Origin of the sequence: Candidatus Hydrogenedens sp. (genome assembly GCA_035378955.1) — a bacterium.
GTDB lineage: Bacteria > Hydrogenedentota > Hydrogenedentia > Hydrogenedentales > Hydrogenedentaceae > Hydrogenedens.
In genome coordinates, this window is record DAOSUS010000037.1 from 13,178 (window position 1) to 32,078 (window position 18,901).

The following is an 18,901-nucleotide window of genomic DNA, read 5'->3' on the forward strand; positions in this document are numbered from 1 at the left end:
CTTCCTTCCGAATCATAGATGCACAGCATGAGTGAGGTGTGTCTCTTTTGTTATAAGGCCTTTACCGTAAAAAATATTTAACCACAGAGGACACAAAAGAAATATTACACAAAGGACACGGAGAAGGGCGAAACATGTATCGCTCCTACATTGTGAACTTTGTGCAAAGTCTTTGTTTTTTGTGGCAAATAAACTTATCTACTTAAAAATACCAGAAGCAAGGACACTTCAACTACATTGAATGAAATAACAGATGATGGATTTTATTCCCTTCGTGTTTATTTGCAACATTGTTATGAAGAACAAAAAATAAAATTTAATTTTGTCAACAAATTTTTCTAAAGATTTTTATAAAATTGCCGATACTTTACAATGAACCTTTTGCAAGAGGTTCACCGATGCAAGGATGCAAAGGAAACTTTAATCACGGAGGAATATACAATGGGTTTACGAATTAACACAAACATCGCCGCCCTCAACGCAACCCGCACTTTACGCAAGAACACTCTTGACCTCAACAAATCCCTCGAACGACTCTCCAGTGGTTTGCGAATTAACCGTGCTGCCGATGATGCCGCCGGTTTAGCCATTGCGGAAGGATTCCGTTCTGTTGTTTGTGGAGCACGAGTAGCCGTCCGCAATGTCCAGGATGGAATAAGTCTCATTCAGACGGCAGAAGGAGCATTAGTCGAAAGTTCTAATATTCTCCAAAGAATTCGAGAATTAGCAGTTCAATCGGCTAATGGAACAAATAGCACACAAAATAGGGCTGCTTTAGATGCGGAAGTAACTCAATTGCTCCAGCAGTTAGACTCAATCGCACGCGATACAGAGTTTAACGGCTTCTATGTTTTGAGTGTAACACAAAGTATCGTTATTCAAGCAGGTCCCCAAATGGGACAAACTCTTACCATCACAATACAGGGTTCCAAAACAAGCGATTTAGGAGTAAGTGGCATATCTATTTCTACTCAGGGTGGTGCTGTGTCAACATTAAGTATTGTGGATAACGCTATAAAGAGTATTAATATTTTAAGAAGTAATCTGGGTGCCTTTCAGAACCGTCTTGAATTTACTATCAACACACTTGAAATTCAGGAAGAAAATGCGTCCTATTCCGAGAGCCAAATTCGCGATGCAGATATTGCTCAGGAAACGGTACGGTTCACTCGCAATCAAATATTGGTCAGTGCCGGCACATCTGTCCTCGCACAGGCAAATGTAATTCCACAAACGGCACTACAACTCCTGCGTGGATAATTCAAAAGAACATACTTCAACTCATAAAAAATCCCCGAAAGGGGATTTTCTATTTTAAATAAAATATCATCAATATTTCACCACTCTATTCTCTCTACCTATGCTATTTATTAGGTTATATCGTATATTAGCTATTTTCAATTCATATATTGCTGAAAAAGAAATAGAATCTTAGTTATAATACCTTATGGTAAAATGCTTATTAATTCGCTTTAGAATCATGCTCTGCTTATAAAGGGATAAAACCTGGTCAGTGACATAGTAGAAAAGATATAATGGAAAAATAAGTAAGTGAAAAAGTATTTCAAAAAATAGCATAAAAATTAAGAATTTAATATAAAAGAGTCAGAGAAAATGATTGATGTTGCGGTTTAAACAAATATCTGTCAAACATCACTGGCAAGGTTTAATTAGAAGGAGAATATAAAATATGGCTAAAAATATCCTCCCCAAAAAGCAGGATACACAAATTATGATGTTCGATACATACGAATACCCATCTTATGAGGAAATAATAGACGCTTATGCTAAAGAATTTGCAAATTATGTTCTTCCCAAGGGAGATACTATATTCGGTTTCTGGATGCAAACATTGGCTGATTTGGAATTTTTGGATCTGGAATTACAGGGTTTAACTGAGGAATATAAAATTGACCCTATAAATAGAGTGGTCACTTTTAAAGGCGATGAAGAATTTATAAGATCAAGAATCGCTCATCTTGAAAAAGTTAAAGGAAAAGGGACTCTCTATACAGAATTAGTAGATACATTTGGTGATACCAATGCTTATGCATTTCACAATCTTTATCCATACAAAGGGAAATTTTATCCAAGAGTAGTGAGGACTCTAATTAATGCTTTCAAGTTAAATAATAATTCTCTTCTTTTAGACCCTTTCAACGGTTCTGGAACTACCACGCATGAGGCTTCTCTTATGGGTATTAAAAGCGTAGGAATAGATGTTACTCCCATGGGAATTGTATTATCAGAACTAAAAAATGATTTGCTTTTTATTAACGATCGGAAATTAAGTTTTACCCCAAAAGAGATTCATGATATTTTGCAGGCAATAGAAAGTAGAAAATGGGAACATTCTGACCCTTTAATTCATAAGTTAATGTTGGCAGTATATTTTGATACTGTTGATGCTTTCGTAAGAACATCAAGATATAATAAAAAAGGGAAATTAGGGTTATTTATTGAAAAGTTAAATTACATAAAAGACTGTCATAAAAAAACTATGGAAATTAAAGAAAAATATAGTCTTAAATTTGAACTTGCTAAAATCATAGAAAGAGATATTCTTGAACTCAAGGACATAGGAGAAATGGAAGGGAAATTTGATGCATGTATTACAAGTCCACCCTATTATTTTTCTATAGATTATGTAGGGAAAGATAAGATTGCTTATGATTATTTAGGTAAAGATGTAAAAAAAATTGAGTCGAAATATCTGGGAATGAAAAATAGCGGATACCCGAAAAATAATTATAATGGATTGCCTTTAAAAGTGGCTATGTACTATGAGGACTTAAAGGAATCAATAAAAAATATTTTCTGGGCATTAAAGTCTGGAGGTAGATTGGCAATTATAATTGGAGATAGTACCGTTAATGGTAAGAAGATTCCAACGACAATAACAACTAAAAAATTCTGCGAGGAGTTAGGGTTTAAATTTGAAAAGTTAATATTTAATCCTCTTTTAGGTGCTCGCAATCGGGCAATAAGAGGAGAAAGCGTGATAATTTGTTCTAAACCAAAATGAAAATAAGAATTATGAAACTTAGAAAATTACTCATTTGTACAGAACCCAAAAATGAAATAGAAGCAGGACTTAAAAGAATGTACTTAAAGAGAGTACAAGAAATGTTCAAAAGAACTTTAAGCATGGAGTCAATCTTTAATATTTTTGATGAGGTTTTTCATGGCTTATCCCAAGCATCAGTTGTAAGTGAAAACTTATATAGTTTCTATGAATCCTTATTAACAATAACATCATACTACCAGCATAGTCAGGCAGGCAGAGGAAGTCTCGTTGCTAAACTGATAGAGGAATTAGGAACATCAGAAAAAATGGAGTTTGAGTTTGCTTTAACAAAACTGCCTCAATGGTTAGGACAAAATATTAAGTTAGAAGAGGCTGAACTGACAAAACAAAAATTTGACATTGTCAGCAAAAGCGAAGAAAATATTGTCTTTTGTGAGTTAAAAATGAAGGTCTACTCTGGCTGTACTGCCGGAAGAATTGAATTGATGGAAAAGTTTAATAAACTCACAAAGTTAATCATCGAAAATCAATCTTTTAGGGATTGTCTTAAGTGCGCAGGTATAACAAAAGTTTTCCTTATAGGTGGAATCTTATTCGATATTCAAGGAGAGCCTGCAACAACGCAAAAAGATGAAGAATGGGGAATCTGTTATAATGGTCTTCTTAGAGGTAAAAAAGACATAATCAAAACATTAAAAGATAAAAAGGTCCAATATAAAGTTGATGAAAAACAACTACCTGAAAAGGCTTTTCTTCTTGAGTTTAAGATTGACGGTATAAAAGTAGATATAATTACTGTTTATGGGAATGAAGTTATCAAAAGCATTTTTATAGGAAAACAAAGGTATGATATTGAACATTTTAGAAAACAATTAGAAGAAATGTTATATGATGATTTATGGTTGGGACAGATAATTACGATGAGTGAAAGAACGGTATTAGACCAAAATTTCAAAAAAAGTAAGAATTTGAATAACTATGTAACTTCAATCTTAAAAAATAATAAAATTTTACAGCAAGTCAAAAGATTCCAATCAAATAGGGAAGAAGAAACATTAAAAGAAGTCACAAAAGAAACAATTGAAATGATAAGACAATACGATAAAAATTTATTAGATATAAGGCCAACCCCTGCGGAAATAATATTAAAGTCATCCGGAGAAAACTATAATATAAGAGATTATATATCTGATATTATTCAATTTTTATCATGTGAAGAAGTCGTTGATATGTTACGAGGTAATTAGGTTATTTTATATTAAAAATTATCATGAGGGTTGAGGACAAAATAAAAGCGTATGAGTTGTTACGATGATTACAACGAAAACCTGACCCTCCTGTAACCCCGGATATTTATCGGTGTAGATTATACTCTGCTATGTGCCATGCTTAATTACTTCCTCACTCTATGTGCTTATGCCTCGAACTCAAATGAATTCACCAACATAAACAGTCCTGTATAAATTAGGAGTGCCTTTTTCAGAACACTATCTTATCTCGGAGATTATTCCTATATAAGGTATATATTATATCCAGATACATCTTTTTTATTCTGTTTACTCGTTTGCTTTCGTCGCAAATTTTATTATCCCCATTTTATTTGTAGGTTATATCGAATAATTGCTATAAGTTAGATTGTTATAAGTAGAGAAAGGGGTTTGGCTTTTTCTATGTTTGTTGTAAGAGACAAAATATTTTCTTTGTTGATATTGAATTGAGAGAAGGCTATCCCATTTAGATACACTTTGATTTGTGCTAAGGAAGAGCAAATAGTCTGGTTCAATTTTATACATAAGGACATATTTCCGTTACACACAGGGGAATATCGCAATTCAATTTTCTTTGGTTCGTAAGTGTAAGAGATGAGGGAGGTTTGCAGGCTAAATTTATCAAAGGGCACTTTGGGATTAATAAATAAAGAACCGCTTTGGGGACAGAGACCGAATATTTTCAATACTGCAAACAGGATACCTGCATGACAATTCATATTCATTATAGGAAACTGGGTCATAGGTGTGAAGTTCAGGCAGAAAGTTTCGCCTGCTCGTGGATGTTCCGCAGAATTATAAGCGTCTGGTCCCGACCAAATCCCATACCAAATGTTCGGATAAACCTCCGCATGAGCAAAGAGTGTATTTTTTAATAGGAAATCCCATGCTTCCTGAGGATTGCATTCTGACCATGCCCATAATAGCCATGCATTAATGGCATACCAAACACCGCCGTTTGTATCAGAACCGGGTTCTAAAAATTTACCTTTCATCGGTGGAACGAGACAGGTAGCACCGAAAGGTTGGGTATCTACACATTTCTCTTTTATGGTTTTAATTAATCCTTTTTTTCCCTTGTTATCTAATAAGTTTGTGAGAATGGCAAAAGGTTGAACATCTAAAAATAAATTTTCATCTCCTAATTTTCTATCTCCTATGCCAATATACCCTCTGGGAAACCATTTCCCGTTCCATAAAGACTTAAGTATTTGCTGTTGTGTTTGTGCAAAACTATTTATCGTTTTCGACAAAGTCGGATTATGGGGTTCTATCCATCGTGCTATTTCTGGTAGGACCATTACAGCCATTGCAGAATTAAAAACGGACTCGCCTCTTAACATGGTAATTGGAGGAAAGGGAGAAAAAGCAAGGAACACATCATTCCAATCGCCTGTGCCGCTACGAATTAATCCATGTTTTCCTGTGGATACTTTGTGTGTCAGATGATAGAATGCTTTTTCAATATGTGCCAGGAAAGTTGCTCCTTGAGAAGAACTTCTATCTCGGAAGGGAACTTCTTCTTGGAGTATTGCCGTATCAAAAGTCGCTCCCAGATATTCCGAAACAGCCCAGAGAAAGAATAAATCTAAATCCGAACTCCATGAATGCACACCTGCCCCTGTTGCCTTTCCATTTCCAACAAGAGCGTAAGGTAACTTTCCTGTTTTTTCATCCTGTAACTGGCAAAGGAAAAATAACATTTCTCGGGCAAGGTCAGGACGCAGGTAGATTAAGGGGGCAATAAAAAACGCCCAATCCCGAGGTGCACCGGACGCACCATGGATAAACCCGTATGCAGAACCTTGGTCGACAAAATAGCGGTTAAAATATTCCGAATATACACACCCGGCTTGGAGGTAATAAGAGTGCCATCGTAATTCTCTGTCAATAGGCATTTCCATTTCGGGTATATGAATAGAAATATATTTTTTATCTTTTGTAATAACTTTTGAAGCAGTATATTTTGATTTATACTCTTTTATTTTTTCAATAGAGCCGTAACCAACTATATATTTCATGCTAATTTCTTCTTCCGCTTTTAGACTTTGCTCTTCTACAAAACTTAGAAGATTACAATACTTATCCGATGTTTTCCTTTTTTGAGAAAAGATATTTTCTTTATAAACCGAATGGATAAACTTTTCAAAAAGATTTTTATTTGTAAATAAGTATTTGGGACTTTGATTATTTAAGGAAGATATAAAAAAAGTATCCACAGGCATAACGGACCAGGAACTTTTACTTAATCGTTCCATTTTTTTGGTAAATTGGACAATGAGGGTATCGTTCTCTATCAAGCATTTGGCCGAATTTTGAACTTTTTTTCCTTTTCTCTTGCGAAGCATATTCCAGAATTTATTATATGGAGGTGTCATGATAAGCCCCGGATTGATTGGAAACCAATTAGGTTCCCATATTGGAATTACAAGCAAGTTTTGAGTTTCTTTTGTAATATTTTGTATTTTTAATTCATGGATAAGTACAGAATCTTTACCATCGGGAGTGGAAAGGGTTTCCTCTACACATAGGCATGAATTTTTGATAATCTTGCGAATATATCCACAACCCCATATAATTTCGTAGTTCGTATTTGTATGGTTTTCTTCAAGGTATGTGCATAATCTTGTTTTATCCGAAAAAATCCAGTAATAGCCTCCCCCTTTCATATCATTTTCAGGGTCATAATAATTCAGGACTTGGGGACCCCTATCCCAAGCATATATTTGCACAAAGCCCTTTGCATGTGCTGTCGCTGTGATGTGGTCATTCCCTACCAGGTGCCATACATCCGTATCTAATTTGTCCTTGGTATTTAGATGATAGCAGGGTTTTCCCTGTTCATCCTTGTCCCAATAACCGAAATTCCCTGCTCCAACATTAGGGTAAACATCAAACGAATATTCAATGGTTTCCGAATTGGAAAAAGATTGCATGAGGTTTCTTATTCAGGCTGTTTTTCTTTTTTTGTGGCATCTACTAATGATTTTACATATCTAACAAAACCGTCTTCCCATTGAGGATTTTTTGCATGCTCTTTCAAATATCGGACAAAAGCAGAACCCACAATTACGCCATCGGATACTGAAGCAACAAAAGAAGCATGTTCCGGCTTCGATATACCAAATCCAACCATTACGGGCAAGTCGGTATATTTTTTTATTCGTTCCACAGAGGTAGAAAGGTCTGCCGCGATGGTATCTTTTTCTCCAGTAACGCCTAATCGCGATACATAATAAACGAAGTCAGAACATTTTTGAACAATGTGTTGTATTCGTTCTTCGGAACTATTCGGAGCTACTAAAAAAACCGTTGATAGATGATTTTTTTCTGCTTCTGTTTTATAGTTATCTGCTTCTTCTATGGGTAAATCCACGCAGAGTATTCCGTCTACATCGATTTGAGCCGACTTTTGTAAGAATGAAGAAATACCCTGCACAAGAATTGGATTAAAATAGGTAAAAAGGAGAATAGGGATATTGGTTTTTTTGCGTAAATTAGCGACCCATTCCAATACCTTTGCAGGAGTAGTTCCATTTAATAATGCGTGATAGGAAGCATCCTGAATAACAGGTCCATCTCCGACAGGGTCTGAAAAGGGAATCCCTACTTCTACAATATCTACACCGGCTTTATCCAATGCAAGCATAATAGGTTCAAAGTAATCCGGTGAAGGATAACCCGCGGTAATATAAGCAACAAAGGCTTTTTCTTTGTTTTGCTTTAATACTTTCAATCTTTCTTCAATTCTGTTCATATTTTAAGTATCCAGTTTGATAAATTTTGAAGCATGTTCAACATCTTTATCACCCCGACCGGAAAGGTTCACAAGAATAATATGGTCTTGGGGCCTACGGGGAGCTTCTTTCAATACATACGCAATAGCATGGGAACTTTCCAATGCCGGAATTATCCCTTCTAATCGGGCACATAATTGGAATGCGTTTAGTGCCTCATCATCCATTGCATAGGTATACTTAACTCTACCGGAAGAATAAAGCCATGCATGTTCCGGTCCCACACTGGCATAATCCAGACCCGCGGATATACTATGAGTAGTTCCAATTTGCCCAAATTCGTCCTGTAGGACATAACTTTGAGCACCATGTAACATTCCGAAACTTCCCCCTGCAAACCGTGCCGCATGCATTCCGGGAGCAATGGCTTTTCCCCCTGCTTCAACTCCAACCATTTCAATATCTTTATCATTTAGAAACTCATAAAACAATCCAATAGAATTACTACCGCCACCCACACAGGCAACCAATAAGTTAGGTAATTTACCTGCGTGTTCAAGAATTTGTTGTCGGGCTTCTATTCCAATTATCTTTTGAAACTCTCGACATATCCATGGAAATGGATGAGGTCCATGAACTGTTCCCAAAACATAATGGGTATTCTTTACATTTAACGACCAATCGCGTAGAGCCTCATTGATAGCATCTTTCAATGTTTTGCTACCCGCATCAACACCTACAACTTGTGCCCCTAATAGCCTCATACGAAATACATTTAATCGTTGTCGCTCCATATCCTCGGTGCCCATGTAAATACAACATTCCAGCCCTAATAGAGCCGCTGCCGAAGCCGTTGCTACACCGTGTTGCCCGGCTCCTGTTTCTGCGATAACCCGGGTTTTCCCCATTCGCTTTGTTAATAAACATTGACCCAATGCATTATTAATTTTATGGGCGCCCGTGTGAGCCAAATCTTCCCGCTTAAAATATATCTGAGCCCCTCCTAAATATTCTGTTAATCGTTGGGCAAAATATAAAGGTGTAGGTCTACCGATATAGTCTCGGGCATAACTTTGAAAAGTCTTTTGAAATTCTTTATCTTCGCGTGCGGAACGGAACACCTGCTCCAATTCCTCTAACGCAACAAATAATGTTTCGGGAACAAAACGCCCACCGAAATCTCCATATCTGCCTTTACCATCAGGATAAGGCGTTTTTTGCTCTGTAAATAAATTCTCTGACAAGGTTTTCATCCTTTTTTCCGGGATATTCTTCCACCCCTGTGGATACATCTACTGCATAGGGGCGGACTTTATGAATGGCTTCAACAACATTATCTATATTTAATCCCCCTGCAAGAATAATAGGTTTCCCTGTGTCTACTGCTTCTCGTGCTTTCTCCCAATTACAAACCTTTCCTGTTCCTCCGTGGTCTTTCCCTATTTTCGCATCCAGCAAATAACCCCGAACTTTGTAAGACAGCATATTTTTTAGTGTGAAATTTTCATCTACAGCGAAAGATTTTATAATGGATTGCCCTAAGGGTATTTCTTCCGGTGTTTCTTCTCCACTCATCTGTATAAGGTCAAAGTAAGTTAAATATTGAACCCATTTTTCCATGGGCTCATTTACAATAACTCCTACTGTGGCCACAAAAGGAGGAATTACTTCCAATATTTCGATAGCTTCCTCAAAAGGCACATAGCGATTTCGAACCTTTGCTTCCGGAGCCATAACAATCCCGATGGCGTCTGCTCCTGCATCACACGCCATTAAGGCATCTTCCTTGTTCGTAATACCACAAATTTTAACCTTCATACTTACCTTTTCCTAAAAGCCATGGGATAAAATCTTCAGGCTTGCGACTGTATAAAATAGATTCTCCAATTAGAAAAGATTGGATACCACATGTATAGAATTTCTGTATTGTTTGAGGATGACTTATCCCGCTTTCACTTACTACAATATAATCCTCAGGAATATCCCTTTTCAAACGCAGTGTCGTTTCAATATTGACTTCAAGTGTATCCAGGTCCCGATTATTAATACCAATAATTTTTGCACCTGCATCTATTGCTCGTTCTACTTCCTTTTCGTTATGCACCTCTACCAGAGGTTCCATTCCCAATTCCCGACCTAAACTTAGAAAATCTTTCAACTGCGTATCTGATAAAATTCAAACGATTAGTAGCAATGTATCCGCATGATGGACTCGCGTCTCATAAATTTGATATTCGTCAATAATAAACTCTTTGCGAAGGCAGGGAACCTGAACCGCCTTATGGGCTTCCTGTAAGTCCTGCAAACGGCCATGGAAATATTTTGTGTCGGTTAATACAGAAATTGCAGAAGCTCCAGCAGATTGATATTGGCAAGCCAATTCCGAAGGTTTTAAATCTTCCCATATAGGTCCTCGTGATGGAGAATGCCTTTTTATTTCTGCAATCAGGGTAGGATAGGGGCGATTTAAAGATGAAATAAAACAACGCGGTTTCTCGATATTTTTTATCTTCTCATAAAGAGAGCCTATCGGATTTTCTCTTTTTCTTTCTTTAACTTCGACCTTTTTATTTTGAACAATTTCATCTAAAATCATATTCTTCTGAACCTTATTCCCCAGTAAAAAACAATAGTATATTTCAAATCTTATCATAAATTCATATCGTTTTATACAAACAAAAAAATAGCAATTATTCTTCGTAGTTTGCTCAAATGATTATGAAATTGGTAAACTTATTACGGAAGGATAAGAAAAATAATGAAATATTGTTTATTTGAAAGGGGCTTTTTTGAATAGAAAGGGCAAAAAGACAGAAAAATATACTCCTGAATTTGAACAGGAAGTCGTGAAATATATTGACCTCGTGTTCAGTGTAGCTTTCCGTCTTACCCGTAATCGGGAAGATGCCCAGGATTTAACACAAAGCACTATGGTCAAAGCGTTTCGTTTCCATGAGCAGTTTGAGAAAGGAACCAATATGAAGGCATGGCTCCTGACAATACTGCGTAATACTTTTATTAATGAGTATCGAAAAAAGTCCAAAGAACCCAACAAAGTGGAACTATTGGGAAATGAACCTGCAAAAAGTGCTTCACCCGATTCTAATGTTCCCGGTGTAATAGCACAACCCGATAGTTACGAACATCTTCTCGAACTTTTAGATGACCCTGTTAGAAAGGCATTGGATTCCTTACCCCAAGAATTTCGTATTGCGGTAATTATGTCGGACTTGCAGGACTATTCTTATAAAGAAATTGCCGATGTAATGAATTGCCCTATTGGGACGGTTATGTCTCGTCTTTTCCGCGGTAGACGCTTGATGCGTGAATACTTAGAAAAGAGTAAAAATGAGGCGGATACATCTTCTCCTCCTCCGAAAACACGCTTGCGTAAGCAACGCACAAAAGTTTAGCTTAACTGAAAATATTAAGAGTTAGTGATTATCCTCTCCGACTATAAGGTAGTTTCCAACCATTATGATATTCACATCCAACGAGAGCATCTGCCTTAGGATTATTAGTTACCTTTTCGGCTACAGGGTCCCAATGTACCTCTGCCTGTGTTCGGAAAGCCAGATTTCCTAAATGAGCCACTGTAGAAACGAAATGGGCTAATTCTATATTCTCAACCGGTTGCTCACGACTTTTTACACAATCAAGGAAATTACGGACATGAGCGGGTCTCGCATCCTTTCCCTGTTCTCCAACCATCTTTTCCAGACTTTTCTTTTTCGGTTCTGGAGTAAGTTCCCAACCACTATCATCTATCACCAATGTGCCTTCAGACCCGCAGAAAAGCATGCCATGAGGTTTCCCATTAGGTCCTATACCTCCTAACATCTGTTGTTCAAAAACAAGATTGTAAGAAGGGAATTCGTATAGGGCTATCTGCGTATCCGGTGTCTCGGAATTATCATCTACAACAAATTTGCCTCCCATCGAACTAACTCGTTTGGGCATTTCCATACCCATTCCCCAGAGACAAATATTAAGTAAATGCACTCCCCAATCGGTCATTAAACCGCCTGCATAATCCCAGAACCATCGAAAATTAAAGTGAAATCGATTTTTGTTAAACGGGCGTTTCGGAGCCGGTCCCAACCACATGTCATAATCCACACCAGCGGGTGGGTCGCTATCTGGTGGATTGCCGATACCACCAACCCAATCCAAATATGCCCATGCACGAACCAAACGAATTTTTCCTAATTTCCCCGATTGCACAAAATCAATGGCCTCTTTATAATGCGTGCCACTACGCCATTGTGTTCCCATCTGAATAATCCGATTATTCTTCTTGGCAGCCTCAAGTATAGCCCGACCTTCATCAATGGATTTTCCTAAAGGTTTTTCGCAATAAACATCCTTACCTGCATCACATGCATAAATAGTTGGTAAAGCGTGCCAGTGGTCCGGTGTAGCCACTAAAACAATATCTACATCTTTCCGTTCAATTACCTTTCGGAAATCTTTCTCTTTATCCGGTTTATGTCCCCGCTGGGCTTCAACAAGTTTTTCTGCTTCCGCAAGCATTGCATCGTCAATATCACATATAACATTACAGTCAACCTCCGGATTTAAAAAGAAAGTGGACAAATCCACTTTTCCTATTCCACCACAACCAATTAAAGCCAAATGGATTTTTTCATTCGGAGAAACATTTTTTGCTTCTTCTTTGGCTTTTTCTGCTTGCTGGGCAAATAAAGAACTTTGAAGCAGACCCATTCCAATCCCTGAAGAAATCAAGGTGTTTTTTATGAACTCCCTACGATTTTGATTATTCATTCTCAACTTTCCTTCTTTTAAAGGTTCATAAATTCCAAAACAAACATTATAATTTATGTTATCATACTATTCAATTAATCATACAGAAAACCAATTAGAAATCCAAAATATTTTTTACGAAATATAATGGTATCACGAATAAAAAATATTTTACATACATTAAAATGGCGGTATACCCATTATGGCTTTCAGTCTATGTGGACCGCTTTGAAAACTTATTTCCTCAATGGTATAAGAAAGTTACAAAACTATTTACTTCCACCTTTTGTGGAATGTCCTTGTTGTGGCTGGAAAGGGTATGGTTTTCGCTATTTAGATTGTGGTTGGTTTATTGTTCCCCAGGTGGAATGCCCTGCATGTCGGGGACATGAAAGACACCGATTTTTTACCCTTTTTTTAAAACGCACTCCGCTATCTTTCCTTCAGAACAATCGGCAAAACACAAAAATACTTCATTTTGCACCTGAACATCATTTTCGAAAAATTTTAGAAAGCCATGAAAATCTTTTCCTCTTTTCAACGGATTATGCTCCCTCTGCTTTGCAACAAGTAGGCCCTCCGCGTTTTGTTGCAGATATACACCATCTTCCTATCAAAGAAGGTAGTTTTGACGGTATTGTATGCCTGCATGTCCTCGAACATGTTTTTGATGACAGAAAAGCCCTCCACGAACTCGAAAGAATTCTATCAGAAGCAGGGGAATTACTCTTGATGGTGCCTTTTATGATGGACCAAAAGGAAACCATTGAATATGGTGCCCCTCGACCGGATATCTTCGACCATGTGCGGGGATATTCTCCTCTGGACTTTAAAGAAAGGCTTGATATGTTCGAATATGAGGAAATCAAACCCGAAACAGTGCTTTCTGCTGATGAAATTATTAAATATAAAATCCCGAATAGTCAGATTTTATATCTGTGCAGGAAGAAAAAATGCAATAAATAAAAATTAATAAAAATTAGCAGAGTGCAATTAATTTTTTACGAAGAACGATACCAGCAGGGGATTTTGGAAGTTCATCAATAATTGCAATGTCTATCTTTTCCGATTGACCATTAACCTGACTTTTTAAATGAGCCATTAACTCCTCAGGGGTTGCTTTCGCATTCTCTCTGAGCACCACAAATATTTTGGCTTCTTTCTCTTTACTTGGTTTTGGAACTGCTATGGTGCAAACTTCTACTACATCTGGATGTTTTAATAAAATCTCTTCCAGCAAACCATAATTCATATTCTTATATCCCTATTAATCCATTTTATAACAAAGACAGATATGTGAATAAACAATATTAATATAATTATATAAATAAAACATCATTGTCAATAATTTATCTGTCCATGTAATTATTATATCAAAAATATACAATTTTTTTCAAGAAAAATTACATCTAAATTTCGAGATATTTCTGAATAAAAATAAATCACTTTTGAAAAAAAACAAACCCCTAAATTGTCCGATTTTATACAAAGCAGTACTCTGGAAATTTACTTAAAATTCGATTATGTTCGGCTTAGAATTTCAGATGATTCATACAATGTCACGATTATCCCATTCTTAATTTTATATAGGTAATAAATCAAGGGGAGGAATTCTTCCCCAGACTTTTTCAATTGTAAAACCTTCCGCATAGAGGACGCCTGCTTGTAATCCACGAAATTTTGCTGTGGTTTCTATCATAATGAATGGGTCGGTTATATGATGTCCTTTAAGCCATTTGTATTGGCTTTCATGACTTGCTAACATTGCTTTTTTCGTCTCGAAATAATCTGTTATATCAACATAAAATTCGGGTTGAGATTTAAGACCTAATATCGTATCCATATAATAGATAGGCGTGATTTTTTCGTGTGCAGGAAATTCTGTTTTATAGTTAGGTAATGTTGCAGAAAAAGCAGCATCAAATACTAATTGCTGTGTGATAATATGGTCTGTCATGTAATCCTGTGGACTGTGAGTAATAATCAGGTCGGGGCAGGCTTTCCGAACAATATCGGTTACTTTGGCTCTCATTTCCTGTGTAAATAAAACCCCTAAGTCGTCACAAACAGGACCCAAAACTTCCGCACCGATAATTTCACCTGCTTTTTTTGCTTCATTATTACGGATTTCTGCTAATTGCTCCATAGGGATGTCTTTCCCGCCCATGTTTCCATTGCAAAGATGAGCCATAAAAACTTTATGCCCCTTCTTCGAATATTTCGCTAATGTTCCACCGCAGAGGATTTCTAAGTCATCAGGATGAGCACCTATTGCTAAAATATTCATTTCATATACCCCCCTCTAATTACATTCGGGATTAAGAGGTCCTGCCAGTTCTTTCAAGAAGAACAAATTGCCGGGGAGGGTAGGCATAAAACTGCTTGGAACCCAAATATTCGGACCATATCGCAATGTAACCCAGAGGCTCATGCCCTGCCACATCATACCTCTACCTAATGTTCCATCGGCGCCGCCAATAATTTTATCTGCTTTCAGAAAAATACCCGGACCAATTGTATTTGCAAAACAGGGAACTAATGTTGTTCTGCTTTTGAAACTGGTGATTGCATTTTGTTCAATAGTTAACGGATGCAATTGGGCTCCGAGCCGATAATCCTGTTTTTTCCATTCTTCTACAGATTTAAATTCCTCCGCAAAATGAGGTTCCCAGAAAGCGATATGGAATACTCGACCAATGCCAAAAACGAGAATAAGTTTGGCACCATTATTTTTCAATTCACCTATCTTTTCCGGGTATTGAGGCAACAGTTTTTTTGTAGCAAAAAAGCGCTGTTTTTCGGGTACTGTTAATTTCCCCAGAGGCCCATAAAATGCATCTTCCATGGCATTCTGAAAAGCCCCTGCAGATTTCGGTGGCAAGGTATTCCCGTTCTTATCACTCCATTCATCCATATTAAATCCCCACACATGTTTGCAATCCACCCCCCATTCTTGAAGGAAATATACAACCCATTTATACATTCCCATAGGACCTACAGGGAGGATTAGAATAACCTGTTTGCCCTCTTCCTTGCCGGCGCATATTTCATAGGCAATCCTATGACCAATCTTTACATTGAATTCTTCCAGAGTTTCGCAAATTACAGGTTCAAAATTCTTATGCCACCATTTTTGCCGTTCTAATACTTTTGATGGTGGATTTGCACAGCATTTTTCAATTTTTTTCAAGTCCCATCCTTTGGGAAAGAATTGTTCAAGTAGTGAACCTTTGAGCGTGTCTAATAAATTCATATCCTTTTCCTTTCAAAACATGTTATAGGTTTAATAATCACATACTTTTTATAAAGTATAAACCCATTTTATATTCCTTTCAAATTTCTGGAAAAGGAAAAGGAATTGTAGGACATATCAAGTATTGCTTGATTCTAATAAATATCCCTGGAATATCCTAATAATGAACCTTATAAATTTGTATACAAAAAACAAAATTCTTTTGCCATTATATATTCATTGGTAGGTGAAAACTATCTATTTTTTTAATTGTCGGATATACCCTATTATTTTGGAATAGAGGCTTCTTCAGGTGTTTCGAAAGTAACCTCCTGTTGAGTAGGTTTCCGTATGGTTGGCAATTCACATTTTTCACTATCACAGTATAGGTCTTGCTGTTCTAATGTGTTTATTTGCTCGAATTGAATAGGTTTCAATCGAGATACTGCTTTATCATAGATTTCCTTGGTAATTTCTTGATACGGTGCCTGAGGATAATTATGTTCTTCTAAAGGTAAGAAGCTGATAGATTTTAATCGTGTTTCGTACAGTTCAAGGATATAAGGAATATCTTTAGCCTCTTCGGGTTTAAAGGTAATAGTGGCACTTACCTGATTATCTGCCCAGTAATATTGCATTTGGGCGACATTTTCAACCTGCTCCCAGATAGATACATCTCTCTTGGAACGAGAGAAATGAGGTTGATGAACAGGGAAGTAAACAACCCATGTGTTATCTCCGTAGACGGACTCCTCAATACGATAACCTGCTTTACGGATGGGTTCGATTAAGGGGCTGGTCTTATCAATTCGTATGGTGCGGTAATAATATTCAGCGTGCGGATAATGCACCCCGGGAGTGACACCCGGAAGAAGGGATACAGTTCCACTGGGCTTGATGCTGGTTTTCTTAATACTTTCAGGTATGCATAACCAGCGTGAATAAATTTTATCTAATTCACTAATATATTTATAGCCTTCATCACACCAATGGAAATGTTCGCGTTTCCCAATTCGTTCGAAGTTTTCTACGATCCCTGATTGTGAAAGTCCAATACGCCGATTACGAAGCATGATAGCATTGGTGCGTTCATTGTGTGTTGGAATAAGGGTTACTGTTTTTGCATATAAATAAGCATATTTTAAGGTTCTTTTATATTCCTCAAAAGAAGCATGTCGTGAAGGAAAGGTTTCTACCAGATTGCAAATTTCAAACGATTCCAGACTTTGTTCGGCACAGGGATTTGTTCCTGCAACATTGGCATCGAGCCAGTTGGGACCATCTTTTAACCGTCCGTAGGCACGGGCATTTTCCAGCCAGAAATAGCCGGGTTCCCCATTGATAGAGGTCTGTTTGCCTGTTTTATGATAACTCATCCCTTCGCGGGCTATAACGCTATTATTAGAAGCCCAACGCCATGCCATCAATCGGTCTTCATGCAATCGTGGGTCTTTCAATTTGAGATATTCATCATCTTCTGGAAAACCTAAAACTAATTCTGCCGTTCTTCGAACCCCTCCTGAAACTACACATTTACCAATGATATTCATCAAGTCGGTTATTTCTGTTGATGTGATAGAATGCCCTATACGCGGTTGAAGCACAATATCAATATTCTTTACACATTCAATTAAAGGTCCGGGGCCCGGGGCTATTCCTCCAAATGTGCGGATAGGCGAACCCATAGGACGAATTCGAGAATAATCTATTTGTGAAGGGCGCAAGCCTTTACCTGCGTAGGAATTTAAAATTACACGAATTAAGTCAACCCAACCTTCTTTGGAATCATCAACGACATGGGTATATTCACCAATCTTGGGTTGATGTATAACAACTTTATGGGCTCCCTTTGTGTCAAAAGCAACGCCAACACCTAACATGGACATATCCATCAGAAAGCAGAATGGTTCTGCAAAGTCCATGTCAATATCTTCCGTTGAAACAAAAGCACAATTATTCAACGCAGCAGACCCACGAACATAGATATAATCGGTTCCCATCATCCAAAGACCCCGTCCCGGGGGAAGAAACTTAAATTCCCACATCAAACGGAACATTTCCTGGGCAGAGCGTTGGGCTTTATCTTTTTTCCAGGGAAGTTTCAGATTGATACAATGGTTCCACTGAATTGTATAACAACCCTCTACGACCCTTCGGATTGTTTCCCAAAATTCCTCTGTCCGTCCACCACTATCAGGAACATTACGCGCATAGGTTCGCTTATAGGTAATATAACCCAGCGGACCCCAATTCGGTTGCTTGTCTTTGTATTGATTAATAAATTCCTCGTCTAACTTAAATCTTTCACGAATTGGAAACAACATAGTTTATTCCTTCCTTTGTTTATCTATTTAAATTTTTATTTTTAATTTCAAACCTTAAAAAAGATAAATTAAACCTTTTTATGTTTCGTTTTTACCCATGGAATTCCGTTTACCATCTCTGTTTCATAATCCACAAAAACATTAGGAAAATGTTTTTGGACTATGGAAAAAACATTACTAAACAGAAGCCTTATTTCCTCTTCTGCTGAAGGGTCTGTCCTCTGTTCAATAACATGTCGTAATGTCCTTAAATTGCAAGACCAACCAATTGTTGTAGCAACGCCCATAGGAGCAATACGCCGTAACCCAGAGGTAATTTGCTTTTTAAGTTCAAAGGGATGTTTATCCAATTCAAAAAGGTCTGAGAGTTCCTTCTGCAATCGTTCCATCTCCTCAACCGTTCGAACAAAAATTTCCATACCTTTTTCATTCTCACGAATATGTGTCGGAATATACATGGAAAGCGTTTCTAATCGAACAAAGCGAAGTGATTCCTGAGATATAGCCGTCCCAGCCCTATGACGGACCAATTCATGCGTAACAACACG

15 protein-coding genes and 1 pseudogene are annotated in these 18,901 nt (G+C 37.3%); 5 read left to right on the forward strand and 11 right to left on the reverse strand.

The window, feature by feature from the left end:
• The first annotated feature begins 441 nt into the window (after positions 1-441).
• The 3 genes from PLA12_08810 to PLA12_08820 all read left to right on the forward strand — a co-directional run bounded on the left by PLA12_08810 (position 442) and on the right by PLA12_08820 (position 4,275).
• A complete protein-coding gene (locus PLA12_08810) occupies positions 442-1,260 on the forward strand; it encodes a flagellin (protein ID HOQ32599.1) in 819 nt (272 codons plus the stop codon).
• 430 nt (positions 1,261-1,690) lie between these two features.
• Positions 1,691-3,025 (forward strand): DNA methyltransferase, encoded by a 1,335-nt coding sequence (locus PLA12_08815; protein HOQ32600.1) that lies wholly within the window; start codon positions 1,691-1,693, stop codon positions 3,023-3,025.
• Between the two features lie 11 nt (positions 3,026-3,036).
• Positions 3,037-4,275: a hypothetical protein gene (locus tag PLA12_08820; protein HOQ32601.1), complete on the forward strand. Its 1,239-nt coding sequence runs from the start codon at positions 3,037-3,039 to the stop codon at positions 4,273-4,275.
• A gap of 383 nt (positions 4,276-4,658) precedes the next feature.
• On the opposite strand, the gene PLA12_08825 is transcribed toward PLA12_08820, so the two are convergent.
• The 5 genes and pseudogenes from PLA12_08825 to trpC all read right to left on the reverse strand — a co-directional run bounded on the left by PLA12_08825 (position 4,659) and on the right by trpC (position 10,629).
• Positions 4,659-7,232, reverse strand: coding sequence for a hypothetical protein (locus PLA12_08825; GenBank protein ID HOQ32602.1), 2,574 nt, complete (start codon positions 7,230-7,232; stop codon positions 4,659-4,661).
• Positions 7,233-7,240: 8 nt separating this feature from the next.
• On the reverse strand, positions 7,241-8,053 hold the full coding sequence (trpA, locus tag PLA12_08830; protein ID HOQ32603.1) for a tryptophan synthase subunit alpha: 813 nt from the start codon (positions 8,051-8,053) through the stop codon (positions 7,241-7,243).
• Positions 8,054-8,056: 3 nt separating this feature from the next.
• Entirely contained in the window at positions 8,057-9,277 is a 1,221-nt protein-coding gene (gene trpB, locus PLA12_08835) for a tryptophan synthase subunit beta (protein HOQ32604.1), read from the reverse strand.
• On the reverse strand, positions 9,234-9,851 hold the full coding sequence (locus PLA12_08840; protein ID HOQ32605.1) for a phosphoribosylanthranilate isomerase: 618 nt from the start codon (positions 9,849-9,851) through the stop codon (positions 9,234-9,236). The genes trpB and PLA12_08840 overlap by 44 nt, the downstream gene beginning before the upstream one ends.
• Positions 9,841-10,629 (reverse strand): annotated as a pseudogene (gene trpC / locus PLA12_08845) (indole-3-glycerol phosphate synthase TrpC). Before trpC ends, PLA12_08840 begins: the two are co-directional and overlap by 11 nt.
• Before the next feature lie 193 nt (positions 10,630-10,822).
• Here trpC and PLA12_08850 point away from each other — a divergent pair.
• Complete coding sequence (locus tag PLA12_08850; protein HOQ32606.1) at positions 10,823-11,446, forward strand: sigma-70 family RNA polymerase sigma factor; 624 nt, start codon at positions 10,823-10,825, stop codon at positions 11,444-11,446.
• Positions 11,447-11,474: 28 nt separating this feature from the next.
• Here PLA12_08850 and PLA12_08855 read toward each other — a convergent pair whose 3' ends face one another.
• Positions 11,475-12,818 carry a Gfo/Idh/MocA family oxidoreductase gene (locus PLA12_08855; GenBank protein HOQ32607.1) on the reverse strand — a complete coding sequence of 448 codons (1,344 nt, stop codon included), beginning with the start codon at positions 12,816-12,818 and terminating at the stop codon, positions 11,475-11,477.
• A gap of 126 nt (positions 12,819-12,944) precedes the next feature.
• On the opposite strand from PLA12_08855, the gene PLA12_08860 reads away from it, so the two are divergent.
• Positions 12,945-13,763 carry a methyltransferase domain-containing protein gene (locus PLA12_08860; protein ID HOQ32608.1) on the forward strand — a complete coding sequence of 273 codons (819 nt, stop codon included), beginning with the start codon at positions 12,945-12,947 and terminating at the stop codon, positions 13,761-13,763.
• Positions 13,764-13,776: 13 nt separating this feature from the next.
• Here the strand turns inward: PLA12_08860 and PLA12_08865 are convergent, their stop codons facing one another.
• The 5 genes from PLA12_08865 to PLA12_08885 form a co-directional block, all read right to left on the reverse strand.
• A complete protein-coding gene (locus PLA12_08865; protein ID HOQ32609.1) occupies positions 13,777-14,049 on the reverse strand; it encodes a hypothetical protein in 273 nt (90 codons plus the stop codon).
• A 330-nt stretch (positions 14,050-14,379) separates the two neighbouring features.
• Positions 14,380-15,084, reverse strand: a complete 705-nt coding sequence (locus tag PLA12_08870; protein HOQ32610.1) for a PIG-L family deacetylase — start codon at positions 15,082-15,084, stop codon at positions 14,380-14,382.
• Between the two features lie 15 nt (positions 15,085-15,099).
• Positions 15,100-16,050: a glucosamine-6-phosphate isomerase gene (locus tag PLA12_08875; protein ID HOQ32611.1), complete on the reverse strand. Its 951-nt coding sequence runs from the start codon at positions 16,048-16,050 to the stop codon at positions 15,100-15,102.
• A 266-nt stretch (positions 16,051-16,316) separates the two neighbouring features.
• On the reverse strand, positions 16,317-18,353 hold the full coding sequence (locus tag PLA12_08880; protein HOQ32612.1) for a fused protease/ribonucleoside-triphosphate reductase: 2,037 nt from the start codon (positions 18,351-18,353) through the stop codon (positions 16,317-16,319).
• Between the two features lie 68 nt (positions 18,354-18,421).
• The coding region (locus PLA12_08885; GenBank protein HOQ32613.1) for an FAD-dependent thymidylate synthase at positions 18,422-18,901 on the reverse strand (480 nt) is incomplete at its 5' end.